15 protein-coding genes and 1 pseudogene are annotated in these 16,958 nt (G+C 63.4%); 10 read left to right on the forward strand and 6 right to left on the reverse strand.

Going from position 1 to position 16,958, the window contains the following annotated elements; genetic code table 11:
- Positions 1-59: 59 nt before the first annotated feature.
- Entirely contained in the window at positions 60-806 is a 747-nt protein-coding gene (locus ACFQAU_RS09570) for a phosphodiester glycosidase family protein (RefSeq protein WP_120350030.1), read from the reverse strand.
- Positions 803-1,234 carry a 30S ribosome-binding factor RbfA gene (gene rbfA, locus ACFQAU_RS09575; RefSeq protein WP_067626238.1) on the reverse strand — a complete coding sequence of 144 codons (432 nt, stop codon included), beginning with the start codon at positions 1,232-1,234 and terminating at the stop codon, positions 803-805. Before rbfA ends, ACFQAU_RS09570 begins: the two co-directional genes overlap by 4 nt.
- A 97-nt stretch (positions 1,235-1,331) precedes the next feature.
- Between rbfA and dapB the strand changes: the two genes are divergently transcribed.
- Positions 1,332-2,150, forward strand: a complete 819-nt coding sequence (gene dapB / locus ACFQAU_RS09580; protein ID WP_132444134.1) for a 4-hydroxy-tetrahydrodipicolinate reductase — start codon at positions 1,332-1,334, stop codon at positions 2,148-2,150.
- A gap of 77 nt (positions 2,151-2,227) precedes the next feature.
- Positions 2,228-2,587 carry a dihydrodipicolinate reductase gene (locus ACFQAU_RS09585; RefSeq protein WP_120350032.1) on the forward strand — a complete coding sequence of 120 codons (360 nt, stop codon included), beginning with the start codon at positions 2,228-2,230 and terminating at the stop codon, positions 2,585-2,587.
- Between the two features lie 6 nt (positions 2,588-2,593).
- Here the strand turns inward: ACFQAU_RS09585 and ACFQAU_RS09590 are convergent, their stop codons facing one another.
- Positions 2,594-2,794, reverse strand: a complete 201-nt coding sequence (locus ACFQAU_RS09590) for a DUF1674 domain-containing protein (protein WP_201722073.1) — start codon at positions 2,792-2,794, stop codon at positions 2,594-2,596.
- Between the two features lie 199 nt (positions 2,795-2,993).
- Between ACFQAU_RS09590 and ACFQAU_RS09595 the strand changes: the two are divergent.
- Positions 2,994-4,264: pseudogene (locus tag ACFQAU_RS09595) on the forward strand (RsmB/NOP family class I SAM-dependent RNA methyltransferase).
- 3 nt (positions 4,265-4,267) lie between these two features.
- On the opposite strand, the gene ACFQAU_RS09600 reads toward ACFQAU_RS09595, so the two are convergent.
- The gene (locus tag ACFQAU_RS09600; protein WP_132444136.1) at positions 4,268-5,017 is read right to left on the reverse strand and encodes a phosphate/phosphite/phosphonate ABC transporter substrate-binding protein; all 750 of its coding nucleotides are present in this window, start codon (positions 5,015-5,017) and stop codon (positions 4,268-4,270) included.
- Between the two features lie 165 nt (positions 5,018-5,182).
- Here ACFQAU_RS09600 and ACFQAU_RS09605 point away from each other — a divergent pair, with 165 nt between their 5' ends.
- The 6 genes from ACFQAU_RS09605 to ACFQAU_RS09630 all read left to right on the forward strand — a co-directional run bounded on the left by ACFQAU_RS09605 (position 5,183) and on the right by ACFQAU_RS09630 (position 12,333).
- Positions 5,183-6,931, forward strand: coding sequence for a heparinase II/III family protein (locus ACFQAU_RS09605; protein ID WP_206054282.1), 1,749 nt, complete (start codon positions 5,183-5,185; stop codon positions 6,929-6,931).
- Positions 6,932-6,947: 16 nt separating this feature from the next.
- Positions 6,948-8,534 (forward strand): bifunctional phosphoribosylaminoimidazolecarboxamide formyltransferase/IMP cyclohydrolase, encoded by a 1,587-nt coding sequence (gene purH, locus ACFQAU_RS09610; RefSeq protein WP_132444137.1) that lies wholly within the window; start codon positions 6,948-6,950, stop codon positions 8,532-8,534.
- A gap of 15 nt (positions 8,535-8,549) precedes the next feature.
- Positions 8,550-9,038, forward strand: a complete 489-nt coding sequence (gene lspA, locus ACFQAU_RS09615) for a signal peptidase II (protein WP_132444138.1) — start codon at positions 8,550-8,552, stop codon at positions 9,036-9,038.
- 52 nt (positions 9,039-9,090) lie between these two features.
- Positions 9,091-9,603, forward strand: coding sequence for a DUF3035 domain-containing protein (locus ACFQAU_RS09620; protein ID WP_132444139.1), 513 nt, complete (start codon positions 9,091-9,093; stop codon positions 9,601-9,603).
- Between the two features lie 64 nt (positions 9,604-9,667).
- Complete coding sequence (locus ACFQAU_RS09625; protein ID WP_240791561.1) at positions 9,668-11,014, forward strand: M16 family metallopeptidase; 1,347 nt, start codon at positions 9,668-9,670, stop codon at positions 11,012-11,014.
- A complete protein-coding gene (locus ACFQAU_RS09630) occupies positions 11,011-12,333 on the forward strand; it encodes a M16 family metallopeptidase (protein WP_120350039.1) in 1,323 nt (440 codons plus the stop codon). The genes ACFQAU_RS09625 and ACFQAU_RS09630 overlap by 4 nt, the downstream gene beginning before the upstream one ends.
- Positions 12,334-12,388: 55 nt before the next feature.
- On the opposite strand, the gene ACFQAU_RS09635 is transcribed toward ACFQAU_RS09630, so the two are convergent.
- Positions 12,389-14,734, reverse strand: a complete 2,346-nt coding sequence (locus ACFQAU_RS09635) for an aldehyde dehydrogenase family protein (RefSeq protein WP_132444140.1) — start codon at positions 14,732-14,734, stop codon at positions 12,389-12,391.
- 44 nt (positions 14,735-14,778) lie between these two features.
- The gene (gene deoC / locus ACFQAU_RS09640) at positions 14,779-15,792 is read right to left on the reverse strand and encodes a deoxyribose-phosphate aldolase (RefSeq protein WP_132444141.1); all 1,014 of its coding nucleotides are present in this window, start codon (positions 15,790-15,792) and stop codon (positions 14,779-14,781) included.
- A 175-nt stretch (positions 15,793-15,967) separates the two neighbouring features.
- Between deoC and ACFQAU_RS09645 the strand changes: the two genes are divergently transcribed.
- On the forward strand, positions 15,968-16,957 hold the full coding sequence (locus ACFQAU_RS09645; RefSeq protein WP_132444142.1) for a metal ABC transporter solute-binding protein, Zn/Mn family: 990 nt from the start codon (positions 15,968-15,970) through the stop codon (positions 16,955-16,957).
- The last annotated feature ends 1 nt before the right edge of the window (position 16,958 follow it).

The following is a 16,958-nucleotide window of genomic DNA, read 5'->3' on the forward strand; positions in this document are numbered from 1 at the left end:
GTGGTGCTGCCCTCTAACGGAGCCATGCCGCGCTGCCCAGCCCCCAAGCAGGGAAAAGGTCACTTTGCAGGCGTGACGATGCCGACGATCGGCCCCAGCGTGGTGAACCCCGCCCCGGTGCGGCGCAATCCCGGCGCCCGCAGACGCGAGATATTGCCGTCGAAATACAGCGCGTTAGGCAGGTCCAGCTCATCCCGGTAGAGCCGGGCAAACTCATGAAAGGTGACCACGTCATTGGAAATCGCAAAGACCGCGCGTTTGCCATCGGTGCTGGTACCAACCCCATTGCGGATATAGCGCGAGGTGCTGTCGGGCAAAAACCGCGGATGCAAAGCGCCATCGATTACCAACATCGGGCCGGATTGCGTGGCAAAGCGGCAGGCGGGCCTGTTCCTAAGATAGCGCTTGGTCTCGATCACATCGGCGCGGCCATCGCGCAGGCAGAAGACGCCATTGGGCAGCAGGCCAAAGTTGCCGGGCCCTGCGCTGTCGATCACGCCGCGCGCCTCGACACCCTCTTCGATGTAATGTCCGACCGGAGAGCGATCCTCGTGGTACATGCCCGCGTTCATCGCAAAGCCGAGCCGCAAGCCCTGCGCCTTCAAGGCCTCATCAAGCGAGCCGAAGAACCCATAGGGCGCGCCTGCGTCATCGTTGAGAAAGAGCCGCAGATCGTCACGCTCCAGATCGACCTCGCAAACGGTGTAGGAGCTGCCGTCGAACGTGATGTTGCGGCATTCAGCAGCGTCCGAAGGCGTGCCTTTCAGCGCGATCAGCGCCATTGCGATCAGACCGGCGCGGATCACTGATCCGGCGCGCTGTCTGCAGCGTCATCGTCTGGCGCGTCCGCATCGCGGCGCACCACATCTTGGTTCAGCATCCGGCGCGTGTCGTCCATCCGGTCGAATGTCCGATCCAATTGGAACCGCAGATCAGGAGAGAACTTGAGCGTGAGTTTCTTAGCCACTTGCCGGCGCAATTCGTTCTTATTGCGCGCCAGCAGTTTGAGCACCTCATCCTGACCTTCACCGCCCAGCGGCAGCACATAGGCCGTTGCGATCTTGAGATCAGGAGAGATGCGCACCTCGCCCACGGTGATCGACAGCCGGTTGAGATCGGTGTCATGCACGTCCCCACGTGCGAGAACATCAGACAAGGCGCGGCGGACGGTTTCGCCCACGCGGAGTTGTCGTTGCGACGGGCCTGCGCCCTCATGAAACTTGTTCTTTGCCATGAACCCCATCTAAGGCTTCGGTTGCACTTTGCCAAGCGCTCGCCGACGGGCTAAACCAGCCGAGCCATTCATGCCCCCGAACCGCAGGAGTTACCTCATGACACAGACCCCCGGCATCGCCGTTACAGGCGCCTCTGGCCGCATGGGCCAAATGTTGATCCGTGAGATCACCGCCAGCGAGAAGATGCATCTGGCCGCAGCGGTAGAGCGGACGGGTCATGATTGGGTGGGGCGCGATGTGGGCGAGGCGATGGGTGGTGCGGCGCTGGGCGTCACCGTGACCGATGATGCCGCTGAGGCGTTTGCCAAGGTGCAGGCCGTGATCGACTTCACCGCGCCCCAAGCCACGATCGCCTTTGCCGCTGCGGCTGCGAAGGCCGGGATCGTGCATGTCATCGGCACCACCGGGATGACCGATGAGGAAATCGCGCAGCTTGCCCCAGCCGCCGAACAGGGGGCCATCATCATCCGTGCAGGCAATATGAGCCTTGGCGTGAACCTGCTGACACAGCTCACCCGTCAGGTCGCCGCTGCACTGGACGTGGATTACGACATTGAGATCATCGAATCGCACCACAACCAGAAAGTCGATGCCCCCTCTGGCACGGCTCTGATGCTGGGCGAAGCCGCCGCCGAAGGGCGCGGCGTAAAGCTGGCTGATGTGTCAGACCGGGGCCGCGATGGGATCACCGGCGCGCGGCAGCAGGGCGATATCGGTTTCACCGCGATCCGGGGCGGTGACATCGTGGGGGAGCATGACGTGATGTTCGCCGCCGCCGGGGAGCGGATCATCCTGCGCCACATCGCGTCTGACCGCGCCCTTTTCGCGCGCGGCGCGCTGAAGGCCGCGCTTTGGGGGCAGGGGCAGACGCCGGGCGAATATGACATGCTTGATGTGCTGGGCCTGAAACGCTGAACCAGATGCAGATTATCTGAAACTTTACCTCTTTTGCTTACGTGAATGCCAAAGGCAATTCACCAAGGGAGGTTTCGATGAGGATTACCTTTGCACTCGCCGCGACTGCGGTGCTGGCGCTAAGTGGCCTGCCCGCGGCGGCGGAGTATGCCCGTATTCAGAGCAAGTCAGATTTTGTCGCGGCAGTGAATGGCAAAAGGCTGACCCGTCCGCTCGTCAATCTGCAGGTGACCCCCGGCGGGGCCATCGCTGGCAAGGGGGCCGCTTGGCAGATCACCGGCAGTTGGTCGTGGAAAGACGGCTATTTCTGCCGCACGCTGGTTTGGGGCGGCAAGGATTTGGGCTATAATTGCCAAGTCGTGATGCGCGATGGCGCGAAACTCCGCTTCACCTCTGACAAGGGTGCGGGCGAGTCGGCGGTGCTGACCCTGCGCTAAGGCCGCTTAGAAATCGACGGCGATGCCTTTTTTCTCCCAATCGCCATAGCGCACCGGCTCTGGCCCATCGCGCCCGCCCAGTTCAGCGGGCAGGTCCAGCGCGGCTGCGGCCTTGCGGCGCGCGGCGGCCTCGGCCAGCGCGCGCTGTGCGGCGGCAGGCAGATCGGGGCCGGGCTGCGGCGTCGGGTCATGCGGCGTGTCGGGGATGGGCTTTGGCCCCGGTTTGGGCTGCGGTGGCAGGTCCGGCGCGGGGCTAGGGGTTGGGTCAGGGCCGGGTTTGCTGTCGGGAATGGGGCGTTGATCGGGCATCATGGTCCTCTTGAGCCAAGTTCTCCCTTGATATACGTCGCGCGCTGGCCCAGACAACCCGGCAACCCCTCAAGCGAGACCCAGATAGGACATGACCATGGCAGACACAGGCGTTCAGGCCCGCAGAAGCGCGGTATATCTGCTGGATCAGATTTTGGGCGAAGAGCCGCGACTGATGTCCGAGCTTCTGGCCTCGGGTGCGCTGGACAAGCTGCCCCCCGATGACCGGGCGCGGGCACAACGTCTGGCACAGGACACGCTACGCGGGTTGGAGCGTGCCGACCGGCTGTTGCAAAAACATCTGCAAAAGGCCCCGCCGTTGACCGTGCGCAACGTGCTGCGCGTCGGCACGATTGAGCTGTGTCAGGGCGGCGCGGCGCATGGGGTCGTGAACACGATGGTCAATCTCGTGTCGCAGCATCGCACGCTGAGCCATCTCAAGGGGCTGACCAACGCCGTGCTGCGCAAGATCGCCGCACAGGGGCCTGAGGCTTGGGGCGCCCTGCGCGCACCGCGCTTGCCCAAATGGCTGCGCGGTCCACTGGCCGAGGCTTGGGGCACCGACGCCATCGCCAAGATGGAAGAGGCGCATTTCGCGGGCGCACCGCTGGATCTGACCGCCAAGGGTGATCCGGCCGCCTTGGCCGAGGCCGTGGGCGGCACGCTCTTGCCGACAGGATCGGTGCGCGTAATGAACGCAGGGCAGGTCTCCACCATGCCGGGATTTGCCGAAGGTGACTGGTGGGTGCAGGATGCCGCCGCCGCGATCCCGGTGCGGGTGCTGGCCCCGACGGAAGGTGAAGCCGTGCTCGACCTCTGCGCCGCGCCGGGGGCAAGACCATGCAGCTTGCCGCTGCGGGGGCCGTTGTCACTGCCGTCGACCAATCGCATCCACGGATGCAGCGGGTGAAGGAAAACCTTGCCCGCGTGGGGCTTAAGGCCAAGACGCTCACCAAGGACGCCCGTGCCGTAGAGGGCGCGTTCGACGCGATCCTGCTTGACGCGCCCTGTTCCGCCACCGGCACCATCCGTCGCCACCCCGATCTGCCCCATGCCAAGGATGGCTCGGAATTCGGGGACCTGATTGAACTGCAATCCGAGTTGATCGACCACGCATGGACCCTGCTGAAACCCGGCGGGCGGCTGGTGTTCTGTACCTGTAGCCTGCTGCCCGACGAGGGCGAAGTGCAGGTCGATGAGGCGTTGGAACGGCACGGCGACATGACGGTCGACCGCGCTGCGCTGGAGTTGCCGGGGGTCGCGGCTGAGTGGGTCACCGAAGAGGGCGGGTTGCGTCTGCGTCCTGACTTTTGGGCTGACAAAGGCGGGATGGACGGTTTCTATATCGCGTGTCTGCGGAAGGGCTGACCCTCACGCCCCGTCGGGTGGGGAGGGCACAGCGAGGTATGCGGATTTCGGTATCTCGACCAGGCCGCGCAGGCCCAGCGTCGCGGCATCCTCGGGCGTAAGCCCGGCGATGGCATCGCGGACCGCTGCAAATGTGGCTTCGCGATCGGTATCTGCCGCCGCGATATAGGGCAGGCCGGGCGTCGGCGTCGTGGTTTCCAGCACCCGCAAGCCACCCGCGAAAGCGTCATACCGCTGGATCAGCCGCCACGACACCCCGTCCAGCGCCGCAATATCCGCCCGCCCCTCGGCCACGGTTTTGGCGGAGTTCCGGTGCCCGTGGCTTTGACTGCGATCTGCAAACCAGAAACCCTCTGCGCTGCAATGCGCGTAGGCGGCGGCGTAGCCTGACTGCGAAAACGTCTGGTTGTAGGTGAACCGCGCTGCGCGAAAGTCGGAAATTGTTTCACGGGGATCATTGGCGCGGACCACGAAGACGCTGTTGTAATAGCCCGGCGGGCAGCCCTCGACGGCAAAGTCTGGTGTCCCGATCAGCGCAACTTGGTCGTGCAGCCACAGGCGGTAGGGCATCCCGCAGGTTTGCGAAAGGGTCAGGTCGCGGGCTTTCCAGACCGCGAATTCCTCTCGCGCATTGTCCAACTCTTCCGGGGCCACAACGCCTCGCGCGCGCAGCCCGTCGCGGATCAACGCCCAGTAGCGGGCCGTGGCCGCGGCGGTTTCTGGCCGTAGGTACATCATCAGGCTGGCGATCATCGGTGCGCTCCGGTTGCGGTGCCCTTGTTTAGGCGGCACCCCTGCGGGCTGGCAACCGTCCGTTCCCCGCCGATCCCCCGGCGCGCGGGGAAAATCCGGTGACTCATTGCAGGGCCGCGGTTATGCTGCCGCCAAACGCCATCAGAGCGTCAGGGGCAGCTTGATATGATTAATCTTTCCAGCGTCATGGCCCGAAGGGTGCGGTTTTTGAACCGCTGGCACGCTTGGCGTGCGACCCGGGGCCGGGGGCGGGTGGCGGGTTTCACCGCGTCGCCCGAGCCGCGCACCATCGGCTCTTTCGCGCGGGGGCGGCAGTTGATGGCGGGCAATTACCTTTTTGCCGGCAGCCTGCTGACCGCGCCGCAGACCGCGATGTGGGATCTGACCCCGCCTGGCCCTGCCTTTGCGGCGGAACTGCACGGTTTTGCATGGCTGGATGATCTTGCCGCCGTGGGGGATGCACGGGCGCGGGCGTCAGCGCAGGATTGGCTTTGGGGCTGGATCGACCGTTTCGGGCGCGGGCAGGGGCCGGGCTGGACCCCGGCGCTGACCGGTCGGCGGCTGATCCGCTGGATCAACCACGCACTTTTCATGCTGCGCGGGACGGACACCGCGCAGAGCGATGCCTTCTACCGGTCCCTCGAACAGCAGACCCGTTTCCTGTCAAAACGCTGGCGCGCCTCTGCGCCGGGCCTGCCGCGTTTCGAAGCGCTGACCGGGTTGATTTACGCGGGCCTGTCGCTGGAGGGGCTAGAGGAACTGGCCGATCCCGCCATCAAGGCATTAGCACGCGAATGTGCCAGCCAGATCGACGCCGAGGGCGGTCTGCCGACCCGAAACCCCGAAGAACTGCTCGCCGTTTTTACCCTGCTTACATGGGCCGCAGCGGCGCTCAGCGATGCAGGCCGCAGCACGCCCAAAGAGCACCTTACCGCGATTGAGCGTATCGCGCCGACCCTGCGCAGCCTGCGTCATGCCGATGGCGCCTTGGCGCGGTTTCATGGCGGCGGGCGCGGTATGGAGGGCTGGCTGGACCACGCGCTGGCGGCGGCCAAGGTCAAGACGCGGCAGCCTGATGGGCTGGCCATGGGCTATGCAAGGCTGTCGGCAGGGCGCACCAGCGTGATCGTCGATGCGGCGGCTCCGCCGGGCGGCGCGGCGTCGGGCAATGCCCATGCCTCGACACTGGCGTTCGAGCTGACCTCGGGGCGGCGGCCCTTGGTGGTGAACTGCGGCTCAGGCGCGTCTTTCGGGCTGGAATGGCGGCGGGCGGGGCGGGCCACGCCGTCGCATTCGGCCCTGTCGCTTGTCGGCCATTCCAGCGCCCGCCTGGCGGAGCCCGACCCCCACAGCGGGACAGAGGCGCTCATCGCGGGTCCGCGCCAAGTGCCAGTGGAGATCGGAGAGGCGGCGGATGGGCTGCGTTTTGAGGGCGGCCATGACGCCTATCTGCGCAGCCACGGGCTGACCCATGCGCGGCGGCTCGAACTCACCTCGGACGGGCGCGGGCTGACGGGGGAGGATATGCTGCTGGCGATAGAGGGGGCAGAGAAGCGGCGCTTTGATAAGGTGTTGAGCGCCACACAACTGAAGGGCGTGCCTTTCGACATCCGTTTTCACCTGCATCCGGATGTCGATGCCACGGTCGACCTTGGCGGGGCTGCAATATCCATGGCGCTGAAAAGCGGTGAAATTTGGGTGTTTCGCCATGACGGTACGCATAATCTGTCTTTGGAACCGGGGGTTTACCTTGAGACGACGCGGCTGAAGCCACGTGCTGCGCAGCAGATCGTGCTGACCGGATATGCCATGAACTATGCCACGCGGGTGCGCTGGTCGTTGTCAAAAGCGCAGGAAACTGCGATTGGCGTGCGAGATTTGTCGATCGACGATCCCTATGCTGATGAAGACTGACCAAGGAACCAGCCCCATGCCCGACCTCTATCCCATCAAACGCGCGCTTCTTTCCGTATCCGACAAGACCGGTCTTTTGGACCTTGGCAAAGCTTTGGCGGCGCGGGGCGTTGAGTTGCTCAGCACCGGCGGCACCGCTAAAGCGCTGCGCGAGGCGGGGCTTGAGGTGCTGGATGTGGCCGATGTGACGGGCTTTCCCGAGATGATGGACGGGCGCGTGAAAACGCTGCACCCGGTGGTCCACGGCGGTCTGCTGGCCCTGCGCGACAACGATGAGCACGTCGGCGCGATGACCGAACATAACATCGGCGCGATCGATCTGGTGGTGGTGAACCTTTATCCGTTTGAGGAAACCGTCGCCAAGGGCGCGGAATACGGCGAGGTGATCGAGAACATCGACATCGGCGGCCCGGCGATGATCCGTTCGGCGGCCAAGAACCACGGCTTCGTCAACGTCGTGGTCGATGTCGAGGATTACGCCGAGGTGATCGCTGAGATGGAGGCCAACGACGGCCAGACCACCTATGCCCTGCGCCAGCGCTTGGCCCAAACCGCCTATGCCCGCACCGCGGCCTATGACACTGCCGTCAGCACTTGGATGGCCGAGCAGGTCGCAGGCACCCCGCGCCGCCGGACCTTTGGCGGCACGCTGGCGCAAACCCTGCGCTATGGTGAGAACCCGCACCAGCAGGCGGCTTTCTACACCGATGGCTCCACCGCCCCCGGTCTGGCGAACGCCGTGCAGCATCAGGGCAAGGAACTGTCCTACAACAACATCAACGACACCGACGCCGCCTTTGCGCTGGTCAGCGAATTTGACCCTAAAGTCGGCCCCGCCTGCGCGATCATCAAACACGCCAACCCCTGCGGCGTGGCACGTGGCGAGACGATGCTGGAGGCCTACAAACGTGCTTTTGACTGCGACCGCACCTCGGCTTTTGGCGGCATCATCGCGCTGAACCAGCCACTCGACGGCCCCACCGCCGAAGCGATTGCTGCGATCTTTACCGAGGTCGTCATCGCCCCCGGCGCGGATGAGGATGCCAAACGCATCTTTGCCGCCAAGAAGAACCTGCGTCTGCTGACCACCGAAGGTCTGGCCGACCCTGCCGCCGCCGCTTTGGCCGTGCGTCAGGTCTCGGGCGGGTTCCTTGTGCAGGACAAAGACGTGGGCCGCGTGAGCCGCGATGACCTCAAGGTCGTGACCAAGCGCAAGCCGTCGGATCAAGAACTCGACGACATGCTGTTTGCTTGGACCGTGGCAAAACACGTCAAATCCAACGCCATCATCTATGTCAAAGACGGTGCCACAGTCGGCGTTGGCGCAGGCCAGATGAGCCGGGTGGACAGCACCCGCATCGCCGCGCGCAAGGCCCAAGACATGGCCGAGGTGATGGACATCGACGCACCCCTGACCCAGGGCTCGGTCGTGGCATCCGATGCGTTCTTCCCCTTCGCGGACGGTCTGATCACAGCGGCAGAAGCTGGTGCCACGGCACTGATCCAGCCCGGCGGCTCCATGCGCGACGACGAGGTGATCGCCGCAGCGGATGAAGCGGGCCTTGCCATGGTCTTCACCAACATGCGCCACTTCCGGCACTAAGCGAAGGGCAGCACTATGCGGACATTCGGCATCGCGGCCTTCGTGGCCTTTCTCATCGACCAGATCAGCAAATATGTGGTCATTCACATGATGGAACTGGCACGTATCCGCTCCATCGAAGTGCTGCCTCCGGTGCTGAATTTCCGCTATGGCGAAAACCGGGGCATCAACTTTGGCCTCGGTGGGGATATGAGCCAATGGGTGCTGATAGCGGTGGCGCTAGCGATCTGCGCGGGCGTCACTCTCTGGTTCTGGCGCAGCCCGCATGGGCGGTGGGCACAGCTGAGCGGCGGCCTGTTGGTCGGCGGGGCGCTGGCGAATGTGGCGGACCGGCTGATCTATGGCTATGTGCTGGATTTCCTGAACAACTCTTGCTGTGGCATTAACAACCCTTTCGTCTACAACTTGGCGGATGTCTTTATCTTTGCCGGGGCCTTGGGGCTGATCCTCTTTACCGGAGAGCCAAAAAGCGCGCCCAAGCGCCGGGGCAAAAAAGGTCAGTGACATTGCCCGCTTGCCTGCGATATTGAACAAGCAGACCCCGAAAGGAGACACCATGCGTCGCATTGCCCTCATCAGCTTGATCCCGCTGGCCCTCGCCGCCTGCAGCAATCAGGGCCTTCGCGATTTGCAGCCGACTTCTGATGGGCCGGATGAATTCCTGATCCAGCCGGTCAAGCCGCTGGAACGCCCCGACAATCTGAACGCCCTGCCGACCCCCGTGCCGGGACAGGCGAACCTGACCGACCGGTCGGCGGTGGCCGAAGGAGTGGCGGCATTTGGCGGGCGTTTGGACACTTCTACCGCCATCCCCGCAGGGGACGCCGCACTGGTGCAGCACGCAGGCCGGATGGGTGTACAGCCCGGTATTCGGGCCGACTTGGCCCAGTCTGATGCGGAGTTCCGCAAGGGCAAAGGGCGCTTCACCCAGTTCCGCATCGTGCCGGTGGACCGCTACAGCCAAGCCTATAAGCGCCAAACCCTTGACGCCCATACTGAGGCGGAACGCTGGCGCAATGCGGGCGGGCGCACGCCGTCTTACCCTCCGCAAGACACACGTTTTCGCTAGGCTTCTTGAAAGTAGCGCCAGACCGCGTAGGTAATGCGGGAGGCGATATATTTCGAGGTAAGCAATGATCCGACTGCCGATGATGGCGGCCCTGGTGGCGACGCTCTTCACAGCCCCCTCCGCGCAGGCGCGCGATAACGAGAATGAGGCGGTAACCCATTTCACCCTCGATAACGGCATGGAGGTTGTTGTCGTCGAAGACCACCGCGCCCCGGTCGTGCAGCAAATGGTCTGGTACCGCGCAGGCTCAGCCGATGAACCCAAAGGGTCGTCCGGCGTGGCGCATTTTCTTGAACACCTGCTGTTCAAAGCCACCGATAAGCTGGAGTCGGGCGAGTTTTCGGCCACCGTCGCGGCCAACGGCGGGCGCGACAATGCCTTCACCAGCTACGATTACACCGCCTATTTCCAGCGCGTCGCTGCCGACCGCCTCGGCCTGATGATGGAGATGGAGGCCGACCGGATGAAGAACATCCGCCTGACCCCCGAAAACATCGAAACCGAACGCGATGTGATCTTGGAAGAGCGCAACCAACGGACCGAGAACAACCCCGCCGCGCTTTTCAGCGAACAGCTCAACGCCGCGCAATTTCTCAACCACCGCTACGGCGTGCCGATCATCGGGTGGAAACATGAGATGGAGGAGTTGGACCTTGAAGATGCGCTGTCGTTCTATGAGCTCTACTATTCGCCCAACAACGCCATCCTCGTTGTCTCCGGCGATGTGACGCCAGAGGACGTGCGCGAATTGGCCGAAGCCACCTATGGCCAGATCCCCGCCAACCCTGACCTGCCCGAGCGCCTGCGCACCGAGGAGCCACCGCAGATTGCCGAACGCCGGTTGATCTACAAAGACGCCCGCGTGGCCCAGCCCTATGTGCGCCGCTCTTACCTCGCTCAAGAGCGTGACAGCGGTGCGCAGGAAGAGGCGGCGGCGCTCTTTCTTCTCAGCGAATTGCTGGGCGGCGGCACCACCTCCTACCTCGCTGAAAAGCTGCAATTCGACGAACAGATCGCCAACTACACCGGTGCCTTCTACAAGGCCGATACGCTCGACGACACGACCTTTGATGTCGTGGTGCTGCCCGTGCCCGGTGTCAGCCTCCAGCAGGCCGAAGAGGCGCTGGACGAGGTGCTCGTGCAGTTCATGGAAGCCGGGGTGGACCCCGAGCATCTTGAGCGCCTCAAATCACAGTTGCGCGCCGATCAGATTTACGCCCGCGACGATGCCGACCGCGTTGCAAATCGCTACGGCTCGGCCCTTGCCATCGGCCTGACCGTCGAAGACGTGCAGGACTGGCCCGATGTGCTGCAAGCCGTCACCGCCGAAGACATCATGCAGGCGGCCCGCACCCTGTTCGACAAACGCGCATCGGTCACCGGTTGGCTGATGAAGGAGGACGCGCAATGAAACTGTTCTACGCCCTGATCCTGACGGTTTTCGCCGCACTTCCCGCCCGTGCCGAAGTCGACATCCAGCCCGTCACCAGCCCCGGCGGCATCGACGCTTGGCTGGTCGAAGAGCATTCTATCCCCTTTGTAGCGTTGGAAATCCGTTTCCGGGGCGGCGCGTCACTGGACGCCCCCGGCAAACGCGGCGCGATCAACCTGATGACCGGCCTCTTGGAAGAGGGCGCAGGCGACATGGACGCGCGCGCCTTTAGCCGCGAGACCGAAGCGCTGGCAACCAACCTCAGCTTTGACGTGTCGGACGATTCGCTTTCCGTCTCGGCCCGTTTCCTGACCGAAAATCGCGAAGCCTCCATCGAGCTTCTGCGCGCCGCATTGTTAGAGCCGCGTTTTGACGAAGACGCGGTAGAGCGGGTGCGCGGTCAGGTGATCTCGAACATCCAGTCGAACCAGAAAGACCCGAACGACATCGCCCGCCAGACCTTCGACAAGATCGCGTTCGGCGACCACCCCTACGGCAGTTCGCTCAACGGCACGCTTGAGACGGTGGCCGGGTTGACCCGCGAGGACCTGATTGGGGCGCATAAGGCCGTGCTGGCCCGTGATCGCATCTATGTCGGCGCGGTAGGCGACATCACCCCCGAAGAACTGGGCGAGTTGCTCGATACGCTGTTGGGCGATCTGCCCGCCAAGGGCGCGCCGATGCCCCCGACTGCAGATGTGGATATCCCCGCGGGCACGACAGTGGTCGATTTCGCCACACCGCAATCCGTTGCGATCTTCGGCCAGCCCGGCCTCGCGCAGGATGATCCCGATTGGTTCACGGCAACGGTGCTGAACCATGTCCTCGGCGGTGGCGGTTTCGAATCCCGCCTGATGACCGAGGTACGTGAGAAGCGCGGTCTGACCTATGGCGTCTATTCCTACCTCGCCCCGCGCGATCTGGCTGAGACCTACCTCGGCTCCGTCAGTTCAGCCAACGACCGTATCGGTGAGGCTATTGAGGTGATCCGCGCCGAATGGGCCAAAGCCGCGACCGAAGGCATCACCCAAGAGGAACTGGAGGCCGCCAAGACCTATATCACCGGCGCCTATCCGCTGCGGTTTGACGGCAACAGCCCGATTGCCAATATCCTCGTGGGGATGCAGATGCTCGGCCTGCCGACCGACTATATCGCGACCCGCAACGACAAGGTCGAAGCGGTCACGCTGGACGACGTCAAGCGCGTCGCGGCGGATTTGCTGGACCCCGAAAACCTGCATTTCGTCGTCGTCGGCCAGCCCGAAGGGCTTGAGGCTTCTACCCCACCACAAGAATGAAAAAAGCGCCGCTCCCACGGGGGCGGCGCTTTCAACTTGTCTCTGGTGACAGGGCTTATTCGCCGTAAGGCACCCAGATATTCTTAACCTCTGTCGCGGCTTGCAGGAATTCGCGCCCCGTGCCATCGGTCCCGAACCAATCGCGCGCCATACCGTGGTTTACCCAGGTACGCTTGATATTGCTCGCCGCCCCTTTTTCGACCACGGCCGAGAGTTCCGCCGCGCCAAAGCTCCATACGGCATCAATGTCCATATGCCGCGCCATCGGGTCGGCCAGATCGGCCTGCGACCCGGTCAGGATATTCACCACACCCGCAGGCACGTCGGAAGTCTCCAAAACCTGCACGAAATCGGTCGCCGCCAGCGGGAAGGGTTCGCTCGCCGACAGGATCACGCGGTTGCCCATGGCAATGGCGGGCGCCATGCAAGAGATCAGGCCCAAAAGCGGTGCCTCTGCCGGGCAAAGTGCCCCGATCACGCCCACAGGTTCCTTCATCGCCAAGGCCACGCCCCGGATCGGCACGCCGTGAACCTGACCATCGTATTTGTCGGCCCAGGCGGCATAGGTGAACAGCCGGTCAATAGCGGCATCGACCTCTTTGCGACCATTCTTTGTCCCTTGCATCGCATCCAGCCGCGCGGCGAATTCATCGCCCCGCGCCGAGAGGTTTTCGGCGATGTAGTAGAGGATCTGCGCCCGCAGATGGCCAGTGGTTTTCGACCACCCCTTCGCCGCATGCGCTGCTTCAACCGCGTTGCGGACATCCTTGCGACTGGCAAGGCTCACATGCCCCAACAGCCCACCAGACTTGCCCCAGACCGGTGCGGAATAGCCCCCATCGGGCCGCGCCTGCTTGCCCCCGATATAAAGCTTTGCGGTGCGGTCGATCCCGTCTTCCGGGCCACCTTCACCGCTGAATGCTTCGATCTCTTTCAACGGCTTCTGAGCGGTCTTCGGCTTCGTATAGCCCGCCAGACCTTCCCAGCCGCCCTCACGGCCAAAGCCACTCTCGCGCTTGCCGCCAAAACCGGCAGCGGCATCCATCATATTGGTGCCGTTGACCCAAACGATTCCGGTCTCCAACTGCGGCGCAATGTCGAGTGCGAGGTTCACATTTTCGGTCCAGACCGTCGCCGCCAGCCCATAGCGCGTGTTATTAGCAAGCTGCACCGCCTCGCCAGGCGTACGGAAAGTGGTCGAGACCAACACCGGCCCGAAAATCTCTTCCTGCATCAAAGTATCGGCAGGGTTCAGCCCGGTAATCAGCGTCGGCGAATAGAAACAACCATTCTCAGGCATCTGCCCCGGCGTGACAAACCGCTCGCCGGCAGTGTTCGCCTCAACCATCTCGCTCACGCGCTTGTATTGCACCGGGTCCACCAGCGCGCCCACGTCAATGCTCTTGTCCAGCGGATCACCAATGCGCAGCTTCTCCATCCGGGTGCGCAGCTTGGCATAGAAGCGATCCGCAACAGGCTCATGCACCAACAACCGCGAGCCCGCACAGCAGACCTGCCCCTGATTGAACCAAATCGCGTCAACCAGCCCCTCTACGGCACTATCCAGATCGGCGTCATCAAACACGATGTAAGGCGACTTGCCGCCCAACTCCAAAGTCAGCGCCTTGCCCGAGCCTGCAGTCGCCTCACGAATGCGGCGCCCCACGGCGGTGGAGCCGGTAAAGGCGATCTTGTCGATATCCTCATGGGTAACAATCATCTCGCCCACAGCGCCATCACCGGTGACAATGTTAACCACACCCTTCGGCAATCCAGCCTGACGGCAAATGTCAGCAAAAAGCAGCGCCGTCAGCGAAGTATACTCCGCAGGCTTCAACACCACCGTGTTGCCCATCGCCAGCGCAGGCGCGATTTTCCACGCCAGCATCAGCAGCGGGAAGTTCCACGGAATGATCTGTCCACACACCCCAAGCGCCTGCGCATCGGGCAGCTCACTCTCCATCAGTTGCGCCATGCCGGCGTGGTAATAGAAATGCCGCTGCGCCAAAGGCACATCGATATCACGCGCCTCACGGATCGGCTTGCCGTTGTCCAATACCTCCAGCACGGCAAAGAGCCGCGCGTGTTTCTGCAGCAACCGCGCCAGCGCATAGATATGACGCGCCCGGCCATGGCCGCCCAGCTTCTCCCACTTCGGCTGCGCTTTTCGCGCGGCCTTCACGGCGCTATCGACATCGCCTTGCGTCGCCTGCGTCAGGCTGGCCAAAACCTCTCCCGTTGCCGGGTTGGTGCTGTCGAAACCCGCGCCCGGCGCGGTGAACGCCCCATTAATGAAATGGCCAAAACGCCCGCCCTGATCCACGATCCAAGCCAGCGCATCTGCCGCCGATTCCGGGGCTGGCCCGTATTCCATGCTCTCAAAAATCTCAGACACGCTCATGCCTTCATCCTTTTCCAAATACCGTCCCGCAGCCTGCAACAGGCTCAGGAGGTCGCGTGACGGTAAGCCGCCGAATAATTGCCGGTCACATGATGTTCCAACTGCCGCTCGATATCGCCCAAAAGCGAAGACGCGCCAAAGCGGAACAGGTCAGGCTGCAACCAACGGTCGCCCAGCTCTTCTTTCATCAGCGCCAAATAGGTGATCGCATCCTTGGCTTTGGAAATGCCACCCGCAGGTTTGTAGCCCACCCGCACCCCGGTGCGCTCATAATACTCACGGATTGCCCGGATCATCACGAGGCTGACGGGCAGGGTGGCATTAACGCTCTCCTTACCTGTCGAGGTCTTGATGAAATCGGCCCCGGCCATCATGCAGACCAGCGACGCGCGCGCCACATTGCGCAGCGAGCCCAATTCGCCCGTCGCAAGGATCGCTTTCACATGGGCCTCGCCACAGGCCTCACGGAAGGCGCGCATCTCATCATAAAGCGCCTGCCAGTCGCCCGAGAGCACGTGGCGGCGCGAGATCACGATGTCGATCTCTGTCGCCCCTGCTTCAACGCTCATCTCGATCTCACGAATGCGCAGTTCCAGCGGCGACAGGCCCGCCGGGAAACCGGTGGAGACGGCAGCAATCGGGATATTGGTGCCTTCCAACGCGCGCCGCGCGGCGGGGATCATCTCGTGGTACACACAGACCGCACCGGTGGTGATCGAGGCCATGCCAAGCGCATCAAGCAGATCGGGCGCAATCGGTTGGCGGGCCTTGGCGCAGAGCCGCTCGACCCGGCGCGCAGTGTCGTCGCCCGAAAGGGTCGTCAGGTCGATACAGGTCACGGCGCGCAGCAGCCACGCGGCCTGATGTGCTTTTTTCAGCGAACGGCGGGCGGGCAGGGCGGCGGCGCGGCGCTCGATCGCTGAGGTGTTCGCCTGCACCGAGCGCAGCCAGTCCATATCAAGCGGCATAGGCTCGACACGTCGTTCGGTCACCTGCGGCAGATGGCCGGTGGCGCCGGTTTCAGTCGTGCTTTCGCGCGGGGTCGTTTGGGTGGCCATCGGGTCTCTCCGGTTTGGTCAGGCGGGCAAAATGGCATGGGGCAGGGGCCAAAGCAAGCGACGCTAACCCCGCGTCACGGGGCGATTGCCCGAAAAACAGGCAAGATACCGCAATTGTTAATGAGAACCATTCGCAATTGTTGACTTACATGAGAATCGTTCTCATTAATAACCCATGAAACATGCATCTGACCCTTTTCGCCCGTCCCGCCGCTCCGCTCTGATCGGTGGTATGAGCGCCTTTGCCCTTCTGGGGGCTGCGCCCGCCGCCTTTGCTGCGCAAAAGCTTAACGTTGTCGCCACGACAGGTATGATTGCCGACGCCGCCCGCCGCGTGGGGGGCGACTTGGTCGAGGTCCGCTCGCTCATGGGCTCAGGGGTCGATCCGCACAGCTACCGCCAGACGCGCAGTGACATCGTGGCGCTGACACGGGCCGATCTGGTGCTCTGGCATGGTCTCTACCTTGAGGCGCAGATGGAGCGGTTTTTTGAGGATCTGGGCCGCAAGCGCGCCGTGGTCGCTGTGGCCGACGCGCTACCCAAGGATGATCTGCTCAGCCACCCGGATTACGAGGGGCGCTATGACCCCCACGTCTGGATGGACCCGAAAACTTGGATCGCCGTGGTTGATGAGGTGACCCGCGCCCTGACCGAGGCCCATCCCGCAGGGGCCGAGACCTTTGCAGAAAACGCCAAGACCTACCGCGCGGAGCTAGACCAACTTGCCGCCTATGCCGCCGAAACCGTGGCGCAGGTGCCCGAAAGCCAGCGCGTTCTCGTCACGGCGCATGACGCCTTCAGCTATTTCGGACGCGCCTTTGATTTTGAGGTGATTGGTATTCAGGGCATCTCGACCAACAGCGAGGCCGGGCTGAACCGTATCTCTGGGTTGGTCGATGAACTGGTCGACCGCGAAATCGGCGCCGTCTTTGTCGAAACGTCGGTTTCCGACCGCAACATGCGCGCGCTGGTCGAAGGCGCTGCGGCGCGCGGTCATGAGGTCGTGATCGGCGGATCGCTCTATAGCGACGCCATGGGGGAACCGGGCAGCTATGAGGGCACTTATATCGGTATGATCGATCACAATGTCACCACCATCGCCCGCGCGCTCGGCGCGCCGGTGGCTGCGGGCGGGATGAACGGCAAGCTGGTACAGGGAAGCTGAT

It is taken from the genome of Sulfitobacter profundi, assembly GCF_042661425.1.
Classification (GTDB): domain Bacteria; phylum Pseudomonadota; class Alphaproteobacteria; order Rhodobacterales; family Rhodobacteraceae; genus Sulfitobacter; species Sulfitobacter profundi.